The sequence below is a fragment of the Bradyrhizobium sp. T-1 genome (genome assembly GCF_053592855.1).
In genome coordinates, this window is record NZ_CM132115.1 from 5,857,555 (window position 1) to 5,878,298 (window position 20,744).

Below are 20,744 nucleotides of genomic sequence, written 5' to 3' on the forward strand. Positions count from 1 at the left end.
ACCATGGATTCGGCTTCAACAAGGAACGGTGTGCCAATATGTCGCGGGGGCATGGTTAACAGCGCATTAATGGACGATCGCCCGCGGCCGCCGGGAAACACGCGGAAACAAATTTTCGCGCACTCGGATGCATCCGTTCACCACGCCAAGCGGTGAGACTGCGGTCACTCCACCAGCAACACGTCGACGGCGACGCCGAGCTTCTGCTTCGGCGAGCCGACGATGATGCCATCGACCGGCGAGACATCGGAGAAGTCGCGGCCAACCGCCAGCACGATGTGATCGTTGGCGACCAGCAGATCATTGGTCGGGTCGAAATCGATCCAGCCGAGCTCGGCCCCACACCACAGCGACACCCAGGCATGCGTCGCATCGGCGCCCTGCAAGCGCGGCTGGCCCGCCGGCGGGATCGTGCGCAAGTAACCGCTGACATAGGCGGCAGGCAGACCGAGCCCACGCAGGCCTGCGATCATCACATGAGCAAAATCCTGGCAGACGCCGTGGCGCTTGTCGAAGACCTCGTTCAGCGGCGTCGAGATCGCGGTGGCCTTGGGGTCGTAGCGAAACTCGGTGCGGATGCGATGCATCAAATCGACCGCGCCAGCGAGGATGCCCGCGCCTGACGCAAAGCTCGAAGCCGCATAGGCACTGACGGGACGCAACACCGGCACCAAGGGGCTCGCGAAGACATAACCAACCGGCGAGGACGGCCCGAGGCTCGTCGCTTCAAACGCGATGTCGCGGATGCTCTCCCAGGACGGGCTGGTAGCATCGCGCGCCGGCGGCTGGCGCGACACCGAGACACGCGAACGGGAATCGATGCGCAAATTGCGATGCGCGGCGTCGATCACCACACTCTCGGTCAGCGTGCCGAAGAAGTCACGGCGGACATGGCGCTCGGACGGACGCGGCCGGATCTCGACCTTGTGCGAGATCAGCTCCTGACCGTTGCCGTCCTTCGGCTCGAGCCGAAGCGTACAGCGGGCGAAGCTGACCGGGCTCTCGTATTCGTAGGTGGTGACGTGACGGATGTCGTAGATCACGCCAGCCCCGTCAGCTTTTCCGGCCGGCTCGCATTCGGACCATGGGGGAAGTAGTGCAGCCCAATGGCTTCGGCGAGACTGAGCAGATCCTGCTCCAGCGCGAACAACGTCTTGACCTCGAGCTTCTCGGCCTCGGCCGTGGCCAGCATGGACTGCACCGCTATCGCAAGCCGCTGCGGCCGCTCGATCAGACCGTGCTCCTTCAGGCTTGGCAGCGCCGCGATATGCTCGTTCAGGGTTGCCACCTGGAACGCCACCGAGCGCGGATTGTAGCTGTCGAGCACCGCGAGGTCGCGCACCGGCGCCAGGATCGGCGCCAGCAGGTAGCGCGAGCGATAGGTGATCTGGGAATCCACCAACGTCAGCAGGATATCGAGGTCTTCGTCGCCGGCCTCGTCATAGGCAAACTGTCGGGCGAAACGGGCCGTGTTGATCGCACGCTCGGTGCGGCGGCCGATGTCGAGGAAGCGCCAGCCGGCGGCGCGGTTCATGTTCTCCTGCGCCAGGCCTGCGAAGCTCGCAAGCTCCTGCAAGGTCAGCTCGGCCGCGCTCAACACGCTGTCGTCGTCCTCGACCTCATAAGAGAGCCGCTCGGCCATTTCGATGATGACCTGCCAGGCATCGGGCGACAACCGCTCGCGCAAGGAGGTCGCCGTGCGTTGCGCCGCGCGCACCAGCGACAGCGCCGAGCCGAAGCGCGCCTCGCTCTGCAACGCTTCGGCAACGATACGCCCCGGCGCCGCACGTGAGGTCTGCGAGATCGCGCCCCAGGTCACCAGCAGGCGCTGGATCCGTTCGGCGGATTGCAACGAGGCCGCGGTGCCCTTGTTGGGCCCGCTCGGCGAGCCCAGCGCACGGACCAGCCGCAGCGTCGCTTCGGCGCGTTCGAGATAGCGGCCGAGCCAGAACAGGTTGTCCGCGGCGCGGCTCGGCAGCACGCCGGCGATGCGGCGGATCCGCACCTTGTCGGTCGCCGGCAGCAGCGATGCGGTCGAGACCTTCTTCTCCGAAACCACCCAGACGTCGGCGGCACGGGCGCCGTCACCCATCGACACCGCGCGCGCGTCCGGCTGCTCTGCGATCCGGCAGAAGCCGCCGGGCATGATGGCCCAGCCGTCCGGCGTTGCGGCTGCGAACACGCGCAACACGAACGGACGCGGCGTCAGCTGACCGTGCTCCCACACCGGCATGGTGGACAGACGCACCACCTCCTGGCCAACGTAGTCCATGCCACGCGCGCTGATGGCATCAACCAGGCGCTGACGCCCGGCGATGTCGAGCTCGCTCGCCAGCACGGGTCCGTTGCTTTCGAAGCCGGGAACGCCGCGCTGATAAGCACCTTCGATCGCGACCTCGTCGAGCCGCGACAACACCTCGTCGCGCGCCGATTTCTGGCCGCACCACCAGGTCGCGATGTGCGGCATCTTCAGCTCTTCGCCGAGCAGGCGGCGGCTGAGCGCCGGCAGGAAACCGAGCAGCGCCCGCGCCTCCGGCACGCCCGAGCCCGGCATGTTGGCGACGACGACGCCGTCCTTGCGCAGCACGTCGATCAGGCCGGGCACGCCGAGATGCGAGGAGGCATCGAGCTCGAGCGGATCGAGCGAGTTGGAATCGACGCGACGAAGCAGCACGTCGAGCCGCTTCAGCCCGGCAACCGTGCGGATGTGGATGCGGTTGTCGCTGACGGCGAGATCATCGCCCTCGACCAAGAGGAAGCCGAGGTAGCGCGCCAGCGTCGCATGCTCGAAATAGGTCTCGCTGAAACTGCCGGGCGTGAGCACGCCGATGCGCGGCTCGTCACGATCGGCGCGCGCACGAAGCGAGTCGCGGAACGCCTCGAAGAACGGCGCGACGCGCGGCACGTTCATCGACTTGTAGAGATCGGAGAAGGCGCGCGAGAGCACCAGGCGGTTCTCCAGCGCGTAGCCCGCGCCCGACGGGGCCTGGGTGCGGTCGCCGAGCACCCACCAGCGGCCGTCGGGTCCGCGGCCGACATCGGCGGCATAGAGCGAGAGGTAGCGCCCGCCCGGCGGCGGCACGCCACAGACGGCGCGGAGATATTCAGGGCTGCCGGCAATCGCACCGGCCGGCAGCGCGCCTTCCGCGACCAGCCGGCCTTCGCCATAGATGTCGCGCAGCACGAGCTCCAAGAGCTCGGCGCGCTGGGTGATGCCGCCGGAGAGCTGCTTCCAGTCGGCCTCGTCGATCAGCAGCGGCAGATGGCTGAGCGACCACGGCCGGTCGGCGCTGTCGCCCGGCGCACGGTAGGTGACGCCGGCCTCGCGCAGGTGGCGGTCGGCCATTCCGAAGCGCCGCTCGACCTCGTCAGGTGCGAGCGCGCCGAAGGCATCGAAGAAGCGGCTCCAGACCGCGCGCGGGGCGCCGTCGGGCCCCAGGAACTCATCGGGAATGCCGGGCAGGCGGCGATAGTCGCGGACCCATTGCGCGAGGCGGCGCTGCCCCTCACGCTGTCCCTGCGCCTTGCCCGCTCTGTCCTCTTCGGCTGCGCCTTCGCCCATGCGCCTCTCCCTGCCCCACCATCATACTCATTGCAGGAGCGGGGTCCGCAAGTCGAGGGTCAGCGGAAATTCATTTGTGCGTTCCTCGGGCGGCGGCTGCATGGGCCCGGGCGTATGGCCGTGGTCCTGGAAGCGTGCCAGCCGCCGCGCCTCGGCCTCATAGGTGTTGACCGGCTTGGTATCGTAGTTGCGGCCACCGGGATGGGCGACGTGATAGACGCAGCCGCCGAGCGAGCGGCCGTTCCAGGTGTCGATGAGGTCAAAGGTCAGGGGCGCATGGACAGGGATGGTCGGCTGCAGGCCGGAGGCCGGCTGCCAGGCCTTGAAACGGACGCCGGCAACGGCCTCTCCGGAGCGGCCTGTCGATGTCATCGGCAGGCGGCGGCCGTTGCAGGTCATGACATGGCGGCCCTCGACGAAGCCCTCGGCCTTGACCTGGAGCCGCTCGACCGACGAGTCGACATAGCGCACTGTGCCGCCGGCCGAACCCTCCTCGCCGAGCACATGCCAGGGCTCCAGCGCCTGGCGCAGCTCCAGCGTCACGCCGCCATGATGGACGCGGCCGAAGGCGGGGAAGCGGAACTCGAGCTGGGCCAGATACCATTCCGGCTCGAACGGATAGCCGAACTCCTTCAGTTCGGTGAGCACGTCGAGAAAATCTTCCCAGATGAAATGCGGCAGCATGAATCGATCATGCAGCGCGGTGCCCCAGCGCACGAACTTGCCTGCCTGCGGCTCGCGCCAGAACTTTGCGATCAGCGCGCGGATCAGGAGCTGCTGCGCCAGCGACATGCGCGGGTCCGGCGGCATTTCGAGCGCGCGGAATTCGACGAGGCCGAGGCGGCCGGTGGGCCCGTCGGGCGAATAGAGCTTGTCGATGCAGATCTCGGCGCGATGGGTGTTGCCGGTGATATCGACGAGCAGATGCCGGAACAAGCGATCAACCAGCCACAGCGGCGTCTGGTAGCCCGGCGGCGGCACATGCGAAAGCGCGATCTCGAGCTCGTAGATACTGTCGTGGCGCGCCTCGTCGATACGCGGCGCCTGGCTGGTCGGACCGATGAACAGGCCGGAGAAGAAATAGGACAGCGACGGATGCCGCTGCCAATACAGCACGAGGCTCTTCAAGAGATCGGGGCGCCGCAGGAACGGTGAGTCCTGCGGTGAAGAGCCGCCGATCACGACGTGGTTGCCGCCACCGGTGCCGGTGTGGCGGCCATCGACCAGAAAGCGGTTGGCGCCGAGGCGCACCTTGCCGGCATCCTCATAGAGGCCGGAGGTGATCTCGACCGCATCGCGCCAGCTCTGCGCCGGCTGGATATTGACCTCGATCACGCCGGGGTCGGGCGTCACCTTGATGACCTCGATGCGCGGATCGAACGGGGGCGCATAGCCCTCGACATGGACCTGAAGCTGCATCTCCTCGGCGGTGGCCTCAACCGCTGCGACCAGCTCGAGATAATCTTCGATACGCTCGACCGGCGGCATGAAGGCACAGATCACGCCGTCACGAACCTCGATCGACAGCGCCGTGCGGACGGGGATGGACGTGTTGAGCTGCTCGGGCGCGACGCGCGGCGGTGCTTTTGGCCGCGCCGGGGGCGTGAACACCGGCAGCTTGTCGCGCGCCTCCAGCGGATCCCGCTCGACGATGTAGGGATATTGATTGGGGGGGACGTAGCCGAGCGAGCCTATCGGCAGGCGCAGGCCGAGCGGTGAATCGCCCGGCGACAGGAACAGATGGCCGCGCCGGAGCTGCCAGCGCTCGCTGCGCCAGCGCGGCGGCGCATTCCAGCGCTGCACCGGCAGCACGAAGCCGCGCGGCGCGCGGAGGCCCTGATTGAACACTCGCGCCATGCGCGCGCGCGCCTCGGGATCGGACAATTGCGAGTTGGATGGATCGACGTTGATCGGAAGCTCGGCCTCCTTCTGCAGCCAGTAGACGGTGTCCTCATAGGCCGGAATGATGTAGCCGGGATCGAGCCCGAGCCGCGCCGCCGTGCCTTCCATGAAATCCTCGGCGTCCTCGGTCTGGGCACGCGTGGGATTTTCGATTTTTGCAATGAGGTCCGCGTTCTTCCAGATCGGCACGCCGTCCTTGCGCCAGTAGAGGCCGAAAGCCCAGCGCGGCAGGCTCTCGCCCGGATACCATTTGCCCTGGCCGTAATGCAGCAGGCCTCCGGCTGCGAAGCGCGTGCGCAAACGGCGGATCAGATCGTCGCCGAGCGCGCGCTTGGTCGGGCCGACGGCCTCCGTATTCCACTCCGCCGCCTCGAGATCATCCACGGACACGAAAGTGGGCTCGCCACCCATGGTGAGCCGCACGTCTTGCGCGGCGAGATCGCCGTCGACCTGCTCGCCGAGATCGTTCAGCCGTGCCCAAGATTCGTCGGAGAACGGCTTTGTGATGCGCGGCGCTTCACGAATGCGCCGGACGCTCATGTCGAAGGCAAACTCGACCTCGGCAAAGCCGGCGCCGCCGGAGATCGGCGCGGCCGAGCGATAATGCGGCGTGGCGGCAACGGGGATGTGCCCCTCGCCCGCGAGCATCCCGGATGTCGCATCGAAGCCGATCCAGCCCGCGCCCGGCAGATAGACTTCGGCCCAAGCATGCAGATCGGTAAAGTCGTTCTCGACTTCCGGCGGTCCCTCGATCGGATCGATGTCGGGACGGATCTGGATCAGATAGCCGGAGACGAAACGTGCGGCGAGGCCGAGATGACGAAAGGTCTGGATCAGCAGCCAGGCGGAGTCGCGGCATGAACCGGCGCAGGAGGTCAGCGTCTCCTCCGGCGTCTGCACGCCGGGCTCCATGCGGATGATGTAGTTGATCTTCTTCTGGAGCTCGCGATTGAGATCGACCAGGAAGTTGACCGTGTTCGGGGCCTCGCGCGGGATCGAGGCCAGATATTTCGCGAAGGCGGGATCGGGCTTGATGGTCTCGAGATATGGCGCCAGCTCGGTCTTGAGATCCCTCGGATATTCGAACGGAAAGCTGTCGGCATAGGGTTCGACGAAGAAGTCGAACGGGTTGACCACGGTCATCTGCGTCGTGAAGTCGACCTCGAATTTCAGCTCGGTGGTCTTCTCCGGAAAGACGTAGCGGGCGAGCCAGTTGCCCTGCGGGTCCTGCTGCCAGTTCACGAAATGGTTCGCCGGCGTGACCTTGAGCGAGTAGCTCAGGATCGGCGTCCGCGTATGCGGCGCCGGCCGCAGGCGGATGGTTTGCGGACCCAGGTCGATCGGGCGGTCGTATTTGTAGTGCGTGACGTGGTGTAATGCGACGTAGATCGACACGGGGTACGGTGCTCCAGCAGCTTTTTTGAGCAGAACACCTGATGTCAGCGCGATCAAGCACTAACAACGGGCAGACCGTGCCTAGGAAGTATCCCGGTCGTCCCAGCTTTGTCGGGACAATGACTGAGAGTGTGGTTACGCCGTGCTCGTCCCACGCTCGTCGTCCCGGACAAGCAGAGCTCTGGGCGACGCGCAGCGTTGCCCGGATCGGCGCGCGCTTTAGGGCACGCTTGTCCGGGACGACAGCGGTGGGCGAGCCCTACGCCGCCGAGGTCAGCCGCTGCAAAAATTGCGTCACCTCGCGGCGGAGCGTCTCGACCTCGCCATGCACGCGCTCGGAAGCGCTGTTGACCCGGCCGGCGACGCGGCCCGTGTCGGCGGCGGCCTCGCTGATGCCGGTGACGTTGGAGGACACCTGCAAAGTGCCGGCCGAGGCTTCCTGGACGCTGCGGGCGATCTCGCGGGTGGCAAGGCCCTGCTGCTCGATCGACGTCGCGATCGAGGCCGTGATGCCGTTGATCTCGGCGATGGTCTGCGCGATCGCCTCGACTGCCGCGACCGAGTTGGTGGTCGATTGCTGCATCTCGCCGACCTTGGCGCTGATCTCCTCGGTCGCCTTCGCGGTCTGGTTGGCGAGGCTCTTGACCTCGGAGGCCACGACCGCGAAGCCGCGGCCGGCCTCCCCTGCCCGCGCCGCCTCGATGGTGGCGTTGAGCGCCAGCAGGTTGGTCTGCGAGGCGATCTCGCTGATCAGCTTGACGACGTCACCGATCTGCATCGCCGCCTCCGCCAGCGTGCGGATCTCGCTGCCGGCGCGATTGGCTTCGTTCACGGCGCGGCCGGTGCTCGTGGTCGAGCCGGCGACCTGACGGTTGATCTCGGCAATCGAGGATGCGAGCTGCTCCGCGGCGCTGGCGACGGTCGCGACGTTGCGCGAGGCCTGGTCAGAGGCGCTGAGCACGCCAGAGGTCTGGCGGCTGGTCTTTTCGGCCGCCGCCGCCATCTGGCCGGCATCGGATTCGAGATCGGTCGCCGCGCCCATCAGCGTGCCAGCAACTCCGTCGAGATGCGTGCCGAACTGTTTTGCGAGATCCGCGATTTCGACCACGCGACGGCCGAGACTGTCGGTGCCGGAATTGATGACGACAGCCGAACGGCGGAACGAGCCTGGCAATCCGCGCGCGAGGATCTTGCGGAAATACTTGCCGCGGCTGGCATAGTCCATCGACGCCGAGGCCTCGCGCAAATATGCGTCGGTGATGTCGAGCATGTCGTTGACGGACTTCTGGATCGCCCCGATCCGCCCGGCCTGCCGCTCGCTCAGGATGCGCGCCTCGAGATCGCCGCGTGCTGCCTTGCGGCAGGTGTCGGCGACCTCATCGACGGCCACCGCGGTGCGATGCTGGCACCAGACGGCGTAGCCGAGCAGCATGACGGTCGCGCCAAGCAATGCCGCAGCGGGGACTCCGGCCACACCGAGAAGCGAGAGGACGAACGCAACGACGGCAAGACCGCACGCGAGCGCGGTCGCTCCCTGCGCCTTAGAGAGAGAGCACAAATTCATCGTAACCGACACCTTGTTGCTTCAATAGTCCGACCATCGCGTCGAAGCTTGCGTGCATGCCCTCTTTGGCATTGGCGTGCCGCGCCTCTTCGGCGCACAGCGTCTTGTAGATCGGCTTGATGCGCTCGATCTGCACGGGATCCGGCTTGCGACGGTTGGAGTGATAGCCGACGATGTTGCCGCGCTCGTCGAAGGTCGGCGTGACGTGGGCAAACACCCAGTAATGGCTGCCGTCCTTCGCCAGATTGACGACGTAGGCGAAGATCTCCTGCTTGGACTGGAGCGTGTCCCACAGCAGCTTGAAGACGGCGCGCGGCATGTCGGGATGGCGGATCAGGCTGTGGGGCGCGCCCATCAGCTCCTTCCGGGAGTACTTCGCCATGCGCAGGAAAATGTCGTTGGCGTAGGTGATGCGGCCTTTGAGATCGGTCTTCGATACGATCAGCTCCTCCTCACCGAGGAGATTTTCCACCCCAGTGGGACGTATCGCTTGCATCGGTTCGGTCCTCGGATAAAGGCCGGTCCGCGCCGTTGCGGACCGCATCACTCTCCTGTCTACGGCAACAGTGTTAACCAGGTGTAATCCGAGGCTTCCTTGCGAGAGGCCTTCGCCTCCGTATCATTACGTAACGAACGATCGGCACATCAGCGCCAATCGGACGCATTTGCGATTCTGCTCGTAAACCTCGGCGCCAGGCGCGATCACATCGTCGCGCCGAGCACCCAGGGCGCGAACTCAGCGCCGCCGAAATCGAAGCTCTCGCTCTTGGTCGGCTGTCCCGAGGCGGTCTTCAGGATGAGATCGAAGATGCGCTCGCCGCATTGCTGGACGCTCTCCTCGCCTTCGAGGATGGTGCCGCAATTGACGTCCATGTCCTCTTCCATGCGCTTGTACATGGGCGTGTTGGTGGCGAGCTTGATCGAGGGCGCTGGCTTGCAGCCGAACACGCTGCCGCGGCCGGTGGTGAAGCAGACCAAATTGGCGCCGCCGGCGACCTGCCCCGTTGCGGCGACGGGGTCGTAGCCGGGCGTGTCCATGAAGACAAAACCCTTCTTGGTGATCGGCTCGGCATAGCGCAGCACCTCGACAAGGTTGGTGGTGCCGGCCTTGGCCATCGCGCCGAGCGACTTTTCCAGAATGGTGGTGAGGCCGCCGGCCTTGTTGCCAGGGCTCGGATTGGCGTTCATCTCGGCACCCTCGCGCTCGGTGTACTCGTCCCACCAGCGCATGAGATCGACGAGCTTCTCGCCGACCTCGCGGCTGACGGCGCGGCGCGTCAAGAGATGCTCGGCGCCGTAGGTCTCGGGCGTCTCCGACAGGATCACGGTGCCGCCGTGACGGACGATCAGATCGCTCGCCGCCCCCAGCGCCGGATTGGCCGACACGCCGGAATAGCCGTCCGAGCCGCCGCATTGCAGCGCCACGGTGAGCTCGCTCGCGGGCACGCTCTCGCGCTTGACCTTGTTGGCGTCAGCCAGCGCCTCGCGCACGAAGGCAATGCCGGCTTCCACCGTCTTGCGGGTGCCGCCGACCTCCTGGATGTCCATCGCGCGCAGCCGGCCGGCGAGCTTCTGCTCTTCCATGAGCCCGCCGATCTGGTTCACCTCGCAGCCCAGCCCAAGCACGATGACGTGGGAGAAATTGACGTGCCGCGCATAGCCGCCAAGGGTGCGGCGAAGCAGCGCGAGCGGCTCATTCTGCGTCATGCCGCAGCCGGTCTTGTGGGTCAGCGCAACCACGCCATCGACGTTCGGGAATTCGGCCAGCGGATTGTCGCCGGTGAACGGGTTCTTCTTGAAGACGTCGGCGACGAGGCTTGCGACATGCGCGCTGCAATTCACCGAGGTGAGGATGCCGATATAGTTGCGCGTGGCGACGCGGCCGTCGGGACGGCGGATGCCTTCGAAGGTTGCCGGCAGATCGAAATTCGGCGTCGGCTTGACGTCGGCGCAATAGGCGTAGTCCTTGGCGAAATCGCCCATGCCGATGTTCTGCACGTGCACGTGCTGGCCCGGCGCGATGGCTTGGGTCGCAAAGCCGATGATCTGGCCGTAGCGGATGACGGGTTCGCCCACGGCAAACGGCTTGATCGCGACCTTGTGGCCGGAGGGAATGCGCTCGATCGTGGTCACGCCGTCGGCCACCACCGTTCCTGGCGGCAGGCTCGCGCGCGCGATCAGCACGCCGTCGGCGGGATGCAGGCGGATGACGGGGCTGATGGTCATGGGTATCTCCTTGGGTCTTACTTCACCTCTCCCCGTTCTTACGGGGAGAGGTCGGATCGCGCAGCGATCCGGGTGAGGGGCGAGCCGCGCGCTCGATCGTTAGATTTGTTCGTGTTGAGAGAAGCCCCTCACCCTAACCCTCTCCCCGTAAGAACGGGGAGAGGGTTAGGAGAGAGCTCAGGCCTTGCCGCCCGCGTCCTTGCGGGTCGCATTCACCTGCATCTTGGCATAGGTCGTCATCAGGCCGACCTCGTTCGAGAGGGTCACCAGCTTGAAGCCCATGTTGATGGCGCGCGCAGCGCCTTCGGCGCCGCTGCAATGGATGCCTGGGTTGAGGCCGCGCTTGCCGCACTCCTTGATGATCTTCTCGTAGATCGCGAGGATCTCGGGCTCCGAGCGGTCGAGCTTCGGCTCGAGGCCATAAGAGAAGCCGAGGTCGGACGGGCCGACATAGACGCCGTCGATGCCCTCAACGTCGAGGATCGCTTCCATGTTCTCGACCGCGGTCCTCGTCTCCATCATCGGCAGCAGGATGGTATCGGCATTCGCGGTCTTCTGGTAGGAGCCCGCGGTGCCGTACATGCCGGCGCGGATCGGGCCGTTGGAGCGGACGCCCTGCGGCGGATATTTCGAATAGGAAACGAGGTTCCTGGCTTCCTCCGGCGTATTGACCATCGGGCAGATCACGCCATAGGCGCCGCCGTCGAGCACCTTGCCGATAATGCCGGGCTCGTTCCAGGGCACGCGGACCATCGGGGTCACCGGATGCTTGTCCATGGCCTGGAAGCACTGCACCATCGACAGATAGTCCTGGACGCCGTGCTGCATGTCGACGGTGACGCTGTCGAAGCCGCATTGTGCGATCATCTCTGCCGAGAAGCCGGAGGGGATCGCCAGCCACGCGTTGACCACGGCCTTGCCCGACTTCCAGATTTCCTTGACCTTGTTCGCCACGTTGCCTTCCTTCTTTGTTGTTTGGACCGTGTTGTTGGACCTTCGCCATCGCGCCGCGCGCCGCGACAGTTCGGCCTCGCTGTTACCCCGAACCGGAGCGCCGCGCTATGCTTGCAATGGCGCAAGACCTATGCGGTCACCCACTGGATAGTGGTTTGCTGACGCCTGCCTCACGGGCGACAGTCACTATCGCCGCCCGGATGTCATCCGGCAAGGGGATGCCATTTTCGCGCGCTCAGGCCGGATTTTTCACTCGGTATCGCCGGGAATCAGCGCCTTTGAGCGAAAAAGGCCGGAGATGTCCGTGGCCGTTGCCGCGCGCTCGCGCATATCTGCTTTCACTCCTCGGCACCTGCCGCGTTGCCCGCACCGAGCCCTGCGAGACTCTGTTCGAGCTCACCGAGCATCTCCTGCAACTCGGCGAGCTTGCGCGCGCCAAACCGCTGCGTGATCTCGGCATAGATCGCCTCCGAGGACGGCGCGACGGAGGCCATCAGCTTCAGGCCCTCCCTGGAGATCGAGACCATGCTGCGGCGCTGGTCCGTCTTTGCCGTCTTTCGCTCGATCAGGTTGCGCGCCTCCAGATCACGCAGGATACGCGACAGGCTCGGTCCGAGGAGAAAGGCCGTGCGCGCGAGTTCCGTGACCTCGGCGGCCTCGATAGCGGCGAGCGCGCGCAGGATGCGCCATTGCTGTTCCGTCAACCCGTGCTCGCGCAGATTGGGACGAAATTGCCGCATCACGGCTTCGCGTGCCCTCAACAGCGACATCGGCAGCGAGCGCGAGAAGTCGCGCATCGGCACCTGGCGCGCGGCAGGCGCGTTTCCGCTGGCGGGATCGGCCGGTCTCTTCGTCATGACGCCCTTTCAGACCGCAAAACGTTTGCAGTGCAGCAAGCCAATTTCCGTTTGACGCATTCATTTAACATGTTAAGTATTTCCCGGCACCACGATTTTGGTAGACCACCAATGGCGCTTTCCAACGACGATATCCAAGCTTGCGCGAGGCGTCTGCACCAGGCGGAGAAGACCCGCGTGCAGATCCGGCAGCTCTCGCAGGATCTCCCCGACATCACCATCACTAACGCCTACGCGATTCAGAAGGCATGGGTCGACATCAAGATCGCCGAGGGGCGCCTCGTCAAAGGCCACAAGATCGGCCTGACCTCGAAGGCGATGCAGAGCGCGCTTGCCATCGACGAGCCGGATTCCGGCGTGCTGCTCGATGACATGTTTTTCGCCGACGGCGGGATCATTCCGACCGAACGCTTCATCGCGACCCGCGTCGAGGCCGAGCTTGCCTTCGTCATGAGCAAGCGGCTCGAAGGACCCGACTGCACGATGTTCGACGTGCTCAACGCCACCGACTTCGTCGTGCCGGCACTGGAGATCCTGGATACGCGCATCGAGCGCGTCGATCCCAACACCAAGGCGACACGAAAGATCTACGATACCATCGCCGACAATGCCGCGAATGCCGGCATCGTGCTCGGGGGCCGTCCGATCCGTCCGCTCGACGCCGATCTGCGCTGGATCGGCGCGCTGTGCTTCAAGAACGGCCAGCTGGAAGAGACCGGGCTTGCCGCCGGCGTGCTCAATCATCCCGCGACTGCGGTCGCCTGGCTCGCCAACAAGATCGCGCCGCTTGGTCTTGCGCTGGAGCCCGGACAGGTCGTGCTGGCGGGATCCTTCATCCGTCCGATCGAGACCCGCAAGGGCGACACAATTCAAGCCGATTATGGCGCCTACGGCTCGGTCAGCTGCTACTTCGCCTAAAGCAATAAGACGACACGGGGAGTGAACCGCCATGCCGCATTTCACGATCGAATATTCGGCCAATCTCGACAGCCGGCTCGACATCGCCGCCGTCTGCGAGGTCGTGCGCAAGGCGGCCGTCGAGACCGGCATCTTCCCGCTTGGCGGCATTCGTGTCCGCGCCGTCAGGTGCGAGCATTATGCGATTGCGGATGCGAGAGACGACTACGGCTTTCTCGACATGGTCCTGCGCATCGGCGAGGGCCGCGACCTGCCGACACGCCAGAAGGCCGGCGAGCATGTGTTCCAGACCCTCTCAAAACACCTCGATCCCGTCTTCGCCGCCAGCAAGTTCGCTCTGTCGTTCGACATGCAGATCAACGACAAGGACACGAGCTGGAAGCGCAACAACATCCACGACGCCCTGAAAGTGGAGGCTGCAAATGGATAAGCCCACGTCGAAAGCCGACGTGTTCCAGGCTAATCGCGACCGCGCGGCACCTCTGCTGAAGAAGCTGCAAGCGGACGGCATCGGTCACATGATCGGCGGCAAGATCGTGCCGTCGATCTCCGGCCAGACCTTTGAGACGAAATCGCCGGTCGACGGCGCAACGCTCGCAACCGTCGCCCGCGGCAACGCCGAGGACATCGACGCCGCGGCGACCGCTGCCGCCCTCGCCTTCAAGTCCTGGCGTGACATGGGGCCTGCGATGCGGCGCAAGCTGCTGCATCGCGTCGCCGACGCCATCGAGGACAATGCCGACGACATCGCCGTGCTCGAATGCATCGACACTGGCCAGGCCTATCGCTTCATGGCCAAGGCTGCGATTCGCGCCGCCGAGAACTTCCGCTTCTTCGCCGACAAATGCGCCGAGGCGCGTGACGGCCTCAACACGCCGAGCGACGAGCATTGGAACATCTCGACGCGCGTGCCGATCGGTCCCGTCGGCGTGATCACGCCGTGGAACACGCCGTTCATGCTGTCGACATGGAAAATAGCCCCCGCGCTGGCCGCCGGCTGCACCGTCGTGCACAAGCCGGCCGAATGGTCGCCGGTGACGGCCGCCATTCTCGCAAGGCTCGTCAAGGAAGCCGGCGTGCCCGACGGCGTGCTCAACACCGTCCATGGGTTCGGTGAAGAGGCCGGCAAGGCGCTGACCGAGCATCCCGCCATCAAGGCGATCGGCTTCGTCGGCGAAAGCGCGACGGGTTCGGCGATCATGGTTCAGGGCGCACCAACCCTGAAGCGCGTGCATTTCGAGCTCGGCGGCAAGAACCCGGTGATCGTATTCGACGACGCCGATCTCGACCGCGCGCTCGACGCCGTCGTGTTCATGATCTACTCGCTCAACGGCGAGCGTTGCACCTCGTCCAGCCGCCTGCTGGTCCAGCAGAACATCGCTGAAAAGTTCGTGGAGAAGCTGACCGCGCGCGTGAAGGCGCTGAAGGTCGGCCATCCCCTCGATCCCTCCACCGAGATCGGGCCGCTGATCCACGAACGCCATCTCGCAAAAGTCTGCTCCTATTTCGACGTCGCGCGGCAGGACGGCGCCACGATCGCGGTCGGCGGCAAGGCCTATGACGGCCCGGGCGGCGGACATTATGTCGAGCCGACGCTGGTGACCGGCGCACACGGCAAGATGCGCGTGGCGCAGGAAGAAGTGTTCGGCCCATTCCTCACGGTGCTGCCCTTCAAGGACGAAAACGACGCTGTCGAGATCGCCAACGACATCCGCTATGGCCTCACCGGCTATGTCTGGACCAACGACGTCGGCCGCGCGCTACGCGTTGCCGACGCGCTGGAGGCCGGCATGATCTGGCTGAATTCGGAGAACGTCCGCCATCTGCCGACGCCATTCGGCGGCATGAAGGCCTCGGGCATCGGCCGCGACGGCGGCGACTATTCGTTCGACTTCTACATGGAAACCAAACACGTCTCGCTGGCGCGGGGCACGCACAAGATTCAGAAACTGGGAATTTAGGAAACGGTCATTCCGGGACGTGCGCAGCACGAGCCCGGAATCCATTCATCCAACGACACTGCTGCGCGATGGATTCCGGACTCGGCTCTGCGGGCCGCCCGGAATGACAGGACCGAGGGGAAACGCACATGCCCGTACCGCAACACATCTTCGAGCCGCCGTTCAACATCATCCGCTCCAGCCACGTCGTGCTCGACGTGACCGATCTGAAACTGAGCCGCGAGTTCTACGAGACCACTGTCGGCCTGCATGTCGAGGATGCCGACGACAAGGTCGTCTACCTGCGCGCCGCCGAAGAGCATCAGCATCACTCGCTGGTGCTGCGCAAAGCAGCCGTGCCCGCCTGTAACAGGCTCGGCTTCAAGGTGGGTAATGACGGCGATCTCGACAAGGCGGCAAGATTTCTCTCCGAGAACGGCCTCGACTACGCCTTCGCCGATCAGCCGTTCCAAGGCCGCACGCTGCAGTTCACCGACCCCTTCGGTTTCCAGATCGAGCTCTACGCGTCGATGGAGCGACGGCCGCATCTGCTCCGCCGTTACGACCTCTACAGGGGGTGCCACCCGCAGCGGCTCGACCATTTCAACGTCTTCGCCGCCGAGGTGCAGGACACCGTCGATTTCTACGCGCGGCTCGGCTTCCGCCTCACCGAATACGCCGAGGAAGACGGACCGAACGGTCGCATCGCGGCCGCCTGGATGCATCGCAAGGGCAACGTCCATGACTTTGCCATCACCAACGGCAAGGGCCCTCGCCTGCACCATTTCGCCTACTGGACGCCGACGGCGATGAACATCATCCACCTCTGCGATGTCATGGCCTCACAGGGTTTCGTGAAGAACATCGAGCGCGGCCCGGGACGACACGGCATCTCGAACGCGTTCTTCCTCTACGTCCGCGATCCCGACGGACACCGCCTCGAGCTCTACACCAGCGACTACTTCACCGGCGATCACGACCACGAGCCGCTGCGCTGGTCGCTGCGCGATCCGCGCCGCCAGACGCTGTGGGGCGCACCGGCGCCGCGCTCCTGGTTCGAGCAGGGCTCGCCGTTCACGGGCCAGGCCGTGCGCGAGCCGAAGTTTGTCGCCGACGTGCTGGTGGCGGATTGATGCGGAGGACCGGCCGAGCCTCTCTCCCCCTGTCGTCCCGGCGAAGGCCGGGACCCATAACCACTGGGAGAAGTTTGGCGAAGGCTGGTCGTTCGGGATTGTCATCGCGCATTATCGAGGGATCACGCGCTATGGGTCCCGGCCTTCGCCGGGACGACAGGGAATAAAGAGCCACCAATGAAGCTGCCTCGTCTCGCCACCTATTCCGTCAAAGGTGAAATCCGCTACGGCGCCGTCCTGGAGGGCGGCATCGTCGATCTCTCCGTGCGCTACGCAAAAGACTATCCGACGCTGCGCGAGGTGATCGCGGCCGGCAAGCTGGTGAGCCTTGCCGAAGAGGCCGCGGGCCGCACGCCGGTTCACGCGCTCGGCGAGATCGCATGGCTGCCGCCGGTACCGGCGCCGGAAAAAATCATCTGCATCGGCGTCAACTATCCCGACCGCAACGCCGAGTACAAGGACGGCCAGGACGCGCCGAAATATCCGAGCATGTTCATGCGAAGCCCACGCTCGTTCGTCGGCCATGATACGCCGCTGGTGCGGCCCCGCGCGTCGGAGCAGCTCGATTATGAAGGCGAGATCGTGCTGGTGATCGGCAAGGCCGGCCGCCATATTCCGGAAAGCTCGGCGCTGGACCACATCGCTGCGCTCACGCTGTGCAACGAGGGCTCGGTGCGTGACTGGTTGCGCCATGCCAAATTCAACGTCACCCAAGGCAAGAATTTCGATTCCAGCGGCAGCCTTGGGCCGTGGCTGGTGCCCTACACCAGGGAAGCGCAGATCGCCGACGTCAGGCTGACCACGCATGTCAACGGCGAGTTGCGGCAGGACGATCGTACCAGCCGACTGATGTTCCCGTTCCGCTATCTCATCAGCTATATCTCGACCTTCGCAACGCTCGTGCCCGGCGACGTCATCGTCACGGGCACGCCGACCGGCGCCGGCGCACGGTTCGATCCGCCGCGCTATCTGAAGCCCGGCGACGTCATCGAGGTCGCGGCCGAGGGCATCGGCACTTTGCGCAACGGCGTCGTCGACGAAGCCTGAGACAACAATCGAAGTGGAATGATGCAATGACCACCCTTACCGGCGGCGAAGCGATCGTAAGCGGGCTCGTCGCCCACGGCGTCGACACCGTGTTCGGCCTGCCCGGCGCGCAGATCTACGGCCTGTTCGACGCCTTCCACCAGGCTCAGCTCAAGGTGATCGGCGCGCGGCACGAGCAGGCCTGCGGCTACATGGCGTTCGGCTATGCACGCTCCAGCGGCAGGCCCGGCGTGTTCAGCGTGGTGCCCGGCCCCGGCGTGCTCAATGCCAGCGCGGCGCTGCTCACCGCCTTCGGCTGCAACGAACCGGTATTGTGCGTCACCGGCCAGGTGCCGACGCAGTTTCTCGGCAAAGGCCGCGGTCACCTGCACGAGATGCCGGATCAGCTCGCCACCCTGCGCAGCTATGTGAAGTGGGCCGACCGCATCGAATATCCCGGCAACGCACCGACGGTCGTCGCGCGCGCTTTTCAGGAAATGACATCCGGCCGCCGCGGCCCCGCCTCGGTCGAAATGCCCTGGGATATCTTCACCCAGCGCGGCGATACCGCCGCTGCACCGGTGCTGGAGCCTCTGCCCGCGCCGCAGCCCGACCCTGATATGATCAAGCAGGCGGCAGCGCTGATCAAGGCCAGCAAGGCGCCGATGATCTTCGTCGGCAGCGGCGCGATCGAGGCCCGCGAGGAGATCCTCGCGCTCGCCGAGATGATCGACGCACCGGTCGTCGCCTTCCGCAGCGGCCGGGGCATCGTCTCCAATGCGCATGAGCTTGGGCTGACCATGGCCGCCGCCTACAAGCTGTGGGCCAAGACCGATCTGATGATCGGCATCGGCACGCGGCTGGAGCTGCCGACGATGTCGCGCTGGCCGTACCAGCCCGACGGCCTCAAGAGCATCCGCATCGACATCGATCCCGTCGAGATGCGGCGTTATCCGCCGAACACAGCGATCGTCGCCGATGCCAAGGCCGCAACCGCCGATCTCACTGCGGCCGTCAGCAAGTCCGGTTACAGCAAGACCGCCGGCCGCCGCGCCGCGATCCGCGAGGCCAGTGCGACCGCGCTGGCGGAGATCCAGCGCGTCCAGCCGCAGATGGCCTATCTGAACATCCTGCGCGAGGTGCTGCCGGCGAATGCGATCGTGACCGACGAGCTCTCGCAATTCGGCTTCGCATCCTGGTACGGTTTTCCGATCTACGAGCCGCGCACCTTCATCACTTCGGGCTATCAGGGCACGCTGGGCTCGGGCTTCCCGACCGCGCTCGGCGCCAAGGTCGCAAACCCCGACAAGCCCGTGGTCGCCATCACCGGCGATGGCGGCTTCATGTTCGGCGTGCAGGAGCTTGCCACCGCCGTACAGTTCAACATCGGCGTGGTGACGCTGGTGTTCAACAACAACGCCTACGGCAACGTCCGCCGCGACCAGCGCGAACGTTTTGACGGCCGCGTGGTGGCGTCCGACCTCGTCAATCCGGATTTCGTCAAGCTGGCGGAGTCCTTCGGCGTCGCATCTGTGCGCGTGACGGCGCCGGATCAGTTCAAGGCGGCGATGGAGAAGGCGCTTAGCCACAACGGGCCGTATCTGATCTCGGTCGAGGTGACCAGGGATTCCGAAGTCAGCCCGTGGGCGTTCATTCACCCGCCGAAGCCGTAGTGTCGTTCCGGGGCGGCTCGCAGAGCCGAACCCGGAACCTCGAGAGTCCGGGTTCGCGCTAGCGCGCGCCCCGGAATGACGGGCCACTAGCGTGTCCTGCGGAACGTCAAATTGACCCGCTTGCGGCCGAGCAGCGGATGCTCGCCGTCCGCGAGCGGCGCGACACCGTGATAGGCTAGCCGGGACGGGCCGCCCCAGACCACGACATCGCCGTGCACGAGGCGGAAGCGGCGCGGCTTGTCGGCGCGCGCCAGGCCGCCGAACAGGAAGGTCGCGGGCAGGCCGAGCGAGACCGAGACAATCGGCGCCGAATAATCCAGCTCGTCCTTGTCCTGATGCAGCGACAGCCGCGTGCCGGGCTCGTAGCGATTGACGAGGCACGCGTCTGGCGCGAAGCCGGCGAAACCGCCCTGCTCCGCCGCGCGGCGTGCAAGATCACGGAGCACGGGCGGCATCGCCGGCCATGGCGCGCCGGTGCGGGGGTCAATCGGATCGTAGCGATAGCCGGTGTGATCGGTGATCCAGCCGCGCTCGCCGCAATTGGTCATGGCGACCGACATCAGATGACCGCCCGGCGTGGTCATGCGGCGGAACGGCGATTGTGCGACGATGGCACGCACCGCGTCGATCAGCTCTCGCTCGATCGGCTTGACGAAGCCGCGCAACAGCACGGCACCGTCAGCGATCTCCTCGCGCGACGGCTGCGCCTCGGCAACGCTGTCGAACAAATCAGCCGTCAATCGTCCCACTCATTTGGCATCATGAAAGATCACACCCAGCGTGTGGCGTTGGCCGGATCTGATACGGCTCACGCCATGGCGCAGGTTAACGCGGTAGGTGCCGCGTGTCCCCTGCACCGGGCGGTGATGCACAGCAAAGGCGACGGCGTCACCTTGCGCCAGCGGCACCACTTCGGCGCGCGATTGCATGCGCGGGCGTTGTTCCGTCAGCACGAACTCGCCGCCGCTGAAGTCGCGGCCCGGCTCAGACAGCAGGATTGCGACCTGCAGCGGGAACACGTGCTCGCCATAGAGGTCCTGATGCAGGCAGTTGTAGTCGCCGGCCTCATATTGCAGCAGCAGCGGCGTCGGCCGCGCCTGCCCCGCCTCGTGGCAGCGTTTAAGGAACGCCGCGTGCGCCGTCGGATAGCGGATATCGATCCCCATCGTCTCGTTCCAGCGGTTGGCGACGCCTTGCAGATGCGCATAGAGCGCCGGACGCAGCTGCGCGATCAGATCGGGCAGCGGATAGGAGAAATATTTGTACTCGCCGCGGCCAAAGCCATGACGGCCCATGACGATGCGGCTGCGGAAGTGCGTATCGTCGGGATAGAGGGTGGCGACGGCGCGGCACTGGTCGGGCGTGAGCAGGCCATTCAGGATGGCACAACCCTGGGTGTCGAGCTCAGCGGTGATGTGCGGCCAGCCGAGGGTGTCGACATGGGCGGCGAGGTCGGCGGAAGGCGTATGGGGTGATTTGCGGGCTGTTGCTGTCATGACTTCGACCTTCGCAAAACCAATCAGCCCGCCGCCACCCGTTTTCCGACCTCTCCGCCCCGTCATTGCGAGCGTAGCGAAGCAATCCAGGATCCTCC

At 65.5% G+C, this 20,744-nt stretch carries 16 protein-coding genes; 6 read left to right on the forward strand and 10 right to left on the reverse strand.

Annotation, left to right across the window (positions count from 1 at the left end; genetic code table 11):
- Positions 1-164: 164 nt before the first annotated feature.
- The 8 genes from ACWAT4_RS28210 to hpaR all read right to left on the reverse strand — a co-directional run bounded on the left by ACWAT4_RS28210 (position 165) and on the right by hpaR (position 12,460).
- Entirely contained in the window at positions 165-1,043 is an 879-nt protein-coding gene (locus tag ACWAT4_RS28210; protein ID WP_212303778.1) for a transglutaminase family protein, read from the reverse strand.
- Positions 1,040-3,562 (reverse strand): circularly permuted type 2 ATP-grasp protein, encoded by a 2,523-nt coding sequence (locus ACWAT4_RS28215; RefSeq protein ID WP_449728613.1) that lies wholly within the window; start codon positions 3,560-3,562, stop codon positions 1,040-1,042. The genes ACWAT4_RS28210 and ACWAT4_RS28215 overlap by 4 nt, the downstream gene beginning before the upstream one ends.
- A gap of 27 nt (positions 3,563-3,589) precedes the next feature.
- A complete protein-coding gene (locus tag ACWAT4_RS28220) occupies positions 3,590-6,859 on the reverse strand; it encodes a transglutaminase family protein (protein WP_449728614.1) in 3,270 nt (1,089 codons plus the stop codon).
- A 259-nt stretch (positions 6,860-7,118) separates the two neighbouring features.
- Positions 7,119-8,423: a methyl-accepting chemotaxis protein gene (locus ACWAT4_RS28225; protein ID WP_212303775.1), complete on the reverse strand. Its 1,305-nt coding sequence runs from the start codon at positions 8,421-8,423 to the stop codon at positions 7,119-7,121.
- A complete protein-coding gene (locus tag ACWAT4_RS28230; protein ID WP_212303774.1) occupies positions 8,401-8,919 on the reverse strand; it encodes a PAS domain-containing protein in 519 nt (172 codons plus the stop codon). Before ACWAT4_RS28230 ends, ACWAT4_RS28225 begins: the two co-directional genes overlap by 23 nt.
- 206 nt (positions 8,920-9,125) lie before the next feature.
- Positions 9,126-10,649 carry a UxaA family hydrolase gene (locus tag ACWAT4_RS28235; protein WP_212303773.1) on the reverse strand — a complete coding sequence of 508 codons (1,524 nt, stop codon included), beginning with the start codon at positions 10,647-10,649 and terminating at the stop codon, positions 9,126-9,128.
- A 177-nt stretch (positions 10,650-10,826) separates the two neighbouring features.
- Entirely contained in the window at positions 10,827-11,603 is a 777-nt protein-coding gene (locus ACWAT4_RS28240; protein WP_212303772.1) for an HpcH/HpaI aldolase family protein, read from the reverse strand.
- 338 nt (positions 11,604-11,941) lie between these two features.
- Positions 11,942-12,460 carry a homoprotocatechuate degradation operon regulator HpaR gene (gene hpaR, locus ACWAT4_RS28245; protein ID WP_212424996.1) on the reverse strand — a complete coding sequence of 173 codons (519 nt, stop codon included), beginning with the start codon at positions 12,458-12,460 and terminating at the stop codon, positions 11,942-11,944.
- Positions 12,461-12,571: 111 nt separating this feature from the next.
- Between hpaR and hpaH the strand changes: the two genes are divergently transcribed.
- The 6 genes from hpaH (at position 12,572) to ACWAT4_RS28275 (ending at position 19,150) form a co-directional block, all read left to right on the forward strand.
- Positions 12,572-13,378 carry a 2-oxo-hept-4-ene-1,7-dioate hydratase gene (gene hpaH, locus ACWAT4_RS28250; RefSeq protein ID WP_212424995.1) on the forward strand — a complete coding sequence of 269 codons (807 nt, stop codon included), beginning with the start codon at positions 12,572-12,574 and terminating at the stop codon, positions 13,376-13,378.
- Between the two features lie 31 nt (positions 13,379-13,409).
- Positions 13,410-13,808, forward strand: coding sequence for a 5-carboxymethyl-2-hydroxymuconate Delta-isomerase (locus ACWAT4_RS28255; RefSeq protein ID WP_212446399.1), 399 nt, complete (start codon positions 13,410-13,412; stop codon positions 13,806-13,808).
- Positions 13,801-15,339 carry a 5-carboxymethyl-2-hydroxymuconate semialdehyde dehydrogenase gene (gene hpaE / locus ACWAT4_RS28260; protein ID WP_449728616.1) on the forward strand — a complete coding sequence of 513 codons (1,539 nt, stop codon included), beginning with the start codon at positions 13,801-13,803 and terminating at the stop codon, positions 15,337-15,339. The genes ACWAT4_RS28255 and hpaE overlap by 8 nt, the downstream gene beginning before the upstream one ends.
- 128 nt (positions 15,340-15,467) lie before the next feature.
- A complete protein-coding gene (gene hpaD / locus ACWAT4_RS28265) occupies positions 15,468-16,451 on the forward strand; it encodes a 3,4-dihydroxyphenylacetate 2,3-dioxygenase (protein WP_449728617.1) in 984 nt (327 codons plus the stop codon).
- A gap of 177 nt (positions 16,452-16,628) precedes the next feature.
- Entirely contained in the window at positions 16,629-17,498 is an 870-nt protein-coding gene (locus tag ACWAT4_RS28270) for a fumarylacetoacetate hydrolase family protein (RefSeq protein WP_449728618.1), read from the forward strand.
- A gap of 26 nt (positions 17,499-17,524) precedes the next feature.
- Positions 17,525-19,150 carry a thiamine pyrophosphate-dependent enzyme gene (locus ACWAT4_RS28275; RefSeq protein WP_449728619.1) on the forward strand — a complete coding sequence of 542 codons (1,626 nt, stop codon included), beginning with the start codon at positions 17,525-17,527 and terminating at the stop codon, positions 19,148-19,150.
- An 86-nt stretch (positions 19,151-19,236) separates the two neighbouring features.
- Here the strand turns inward: ACWAT4_RS28275 and alkB are convergent, their stop codons facing one another.
- Together alkB and ACWAT4_RS28285 are read right to left on the reverse strand one after the other, a co-directional pair.
- Complete coding sequence (alkB, locus tag ACWAT4_RS28280) at positions 19,237-19,890, reverse strand: DNA oxidative demethylase AlkB (RefSeq protein ID WP_212298035.1); 654 nt, start codon at positions 19,888-19,890, stop codon at positions 19,237-19,239.
- A 9-nt stretch (positions 19,891-19,899) separates the two neighbouring features.
- Positions 19,900-20,646 carry a 2OG-Fe(II) oxygenase gene (locus ACWAT4_RS28285; protein ID WP_449728620.1) on the reverse strand — a complete coding sequence of 249 codons (747 nt, stop codon included), beginning with the start codon at positions 20,644-20,646 and terminating at the stop codon, positions 19,900-19,902.
- Positions 20,647-20,744 lie beyond the last annotated feature (98 nt).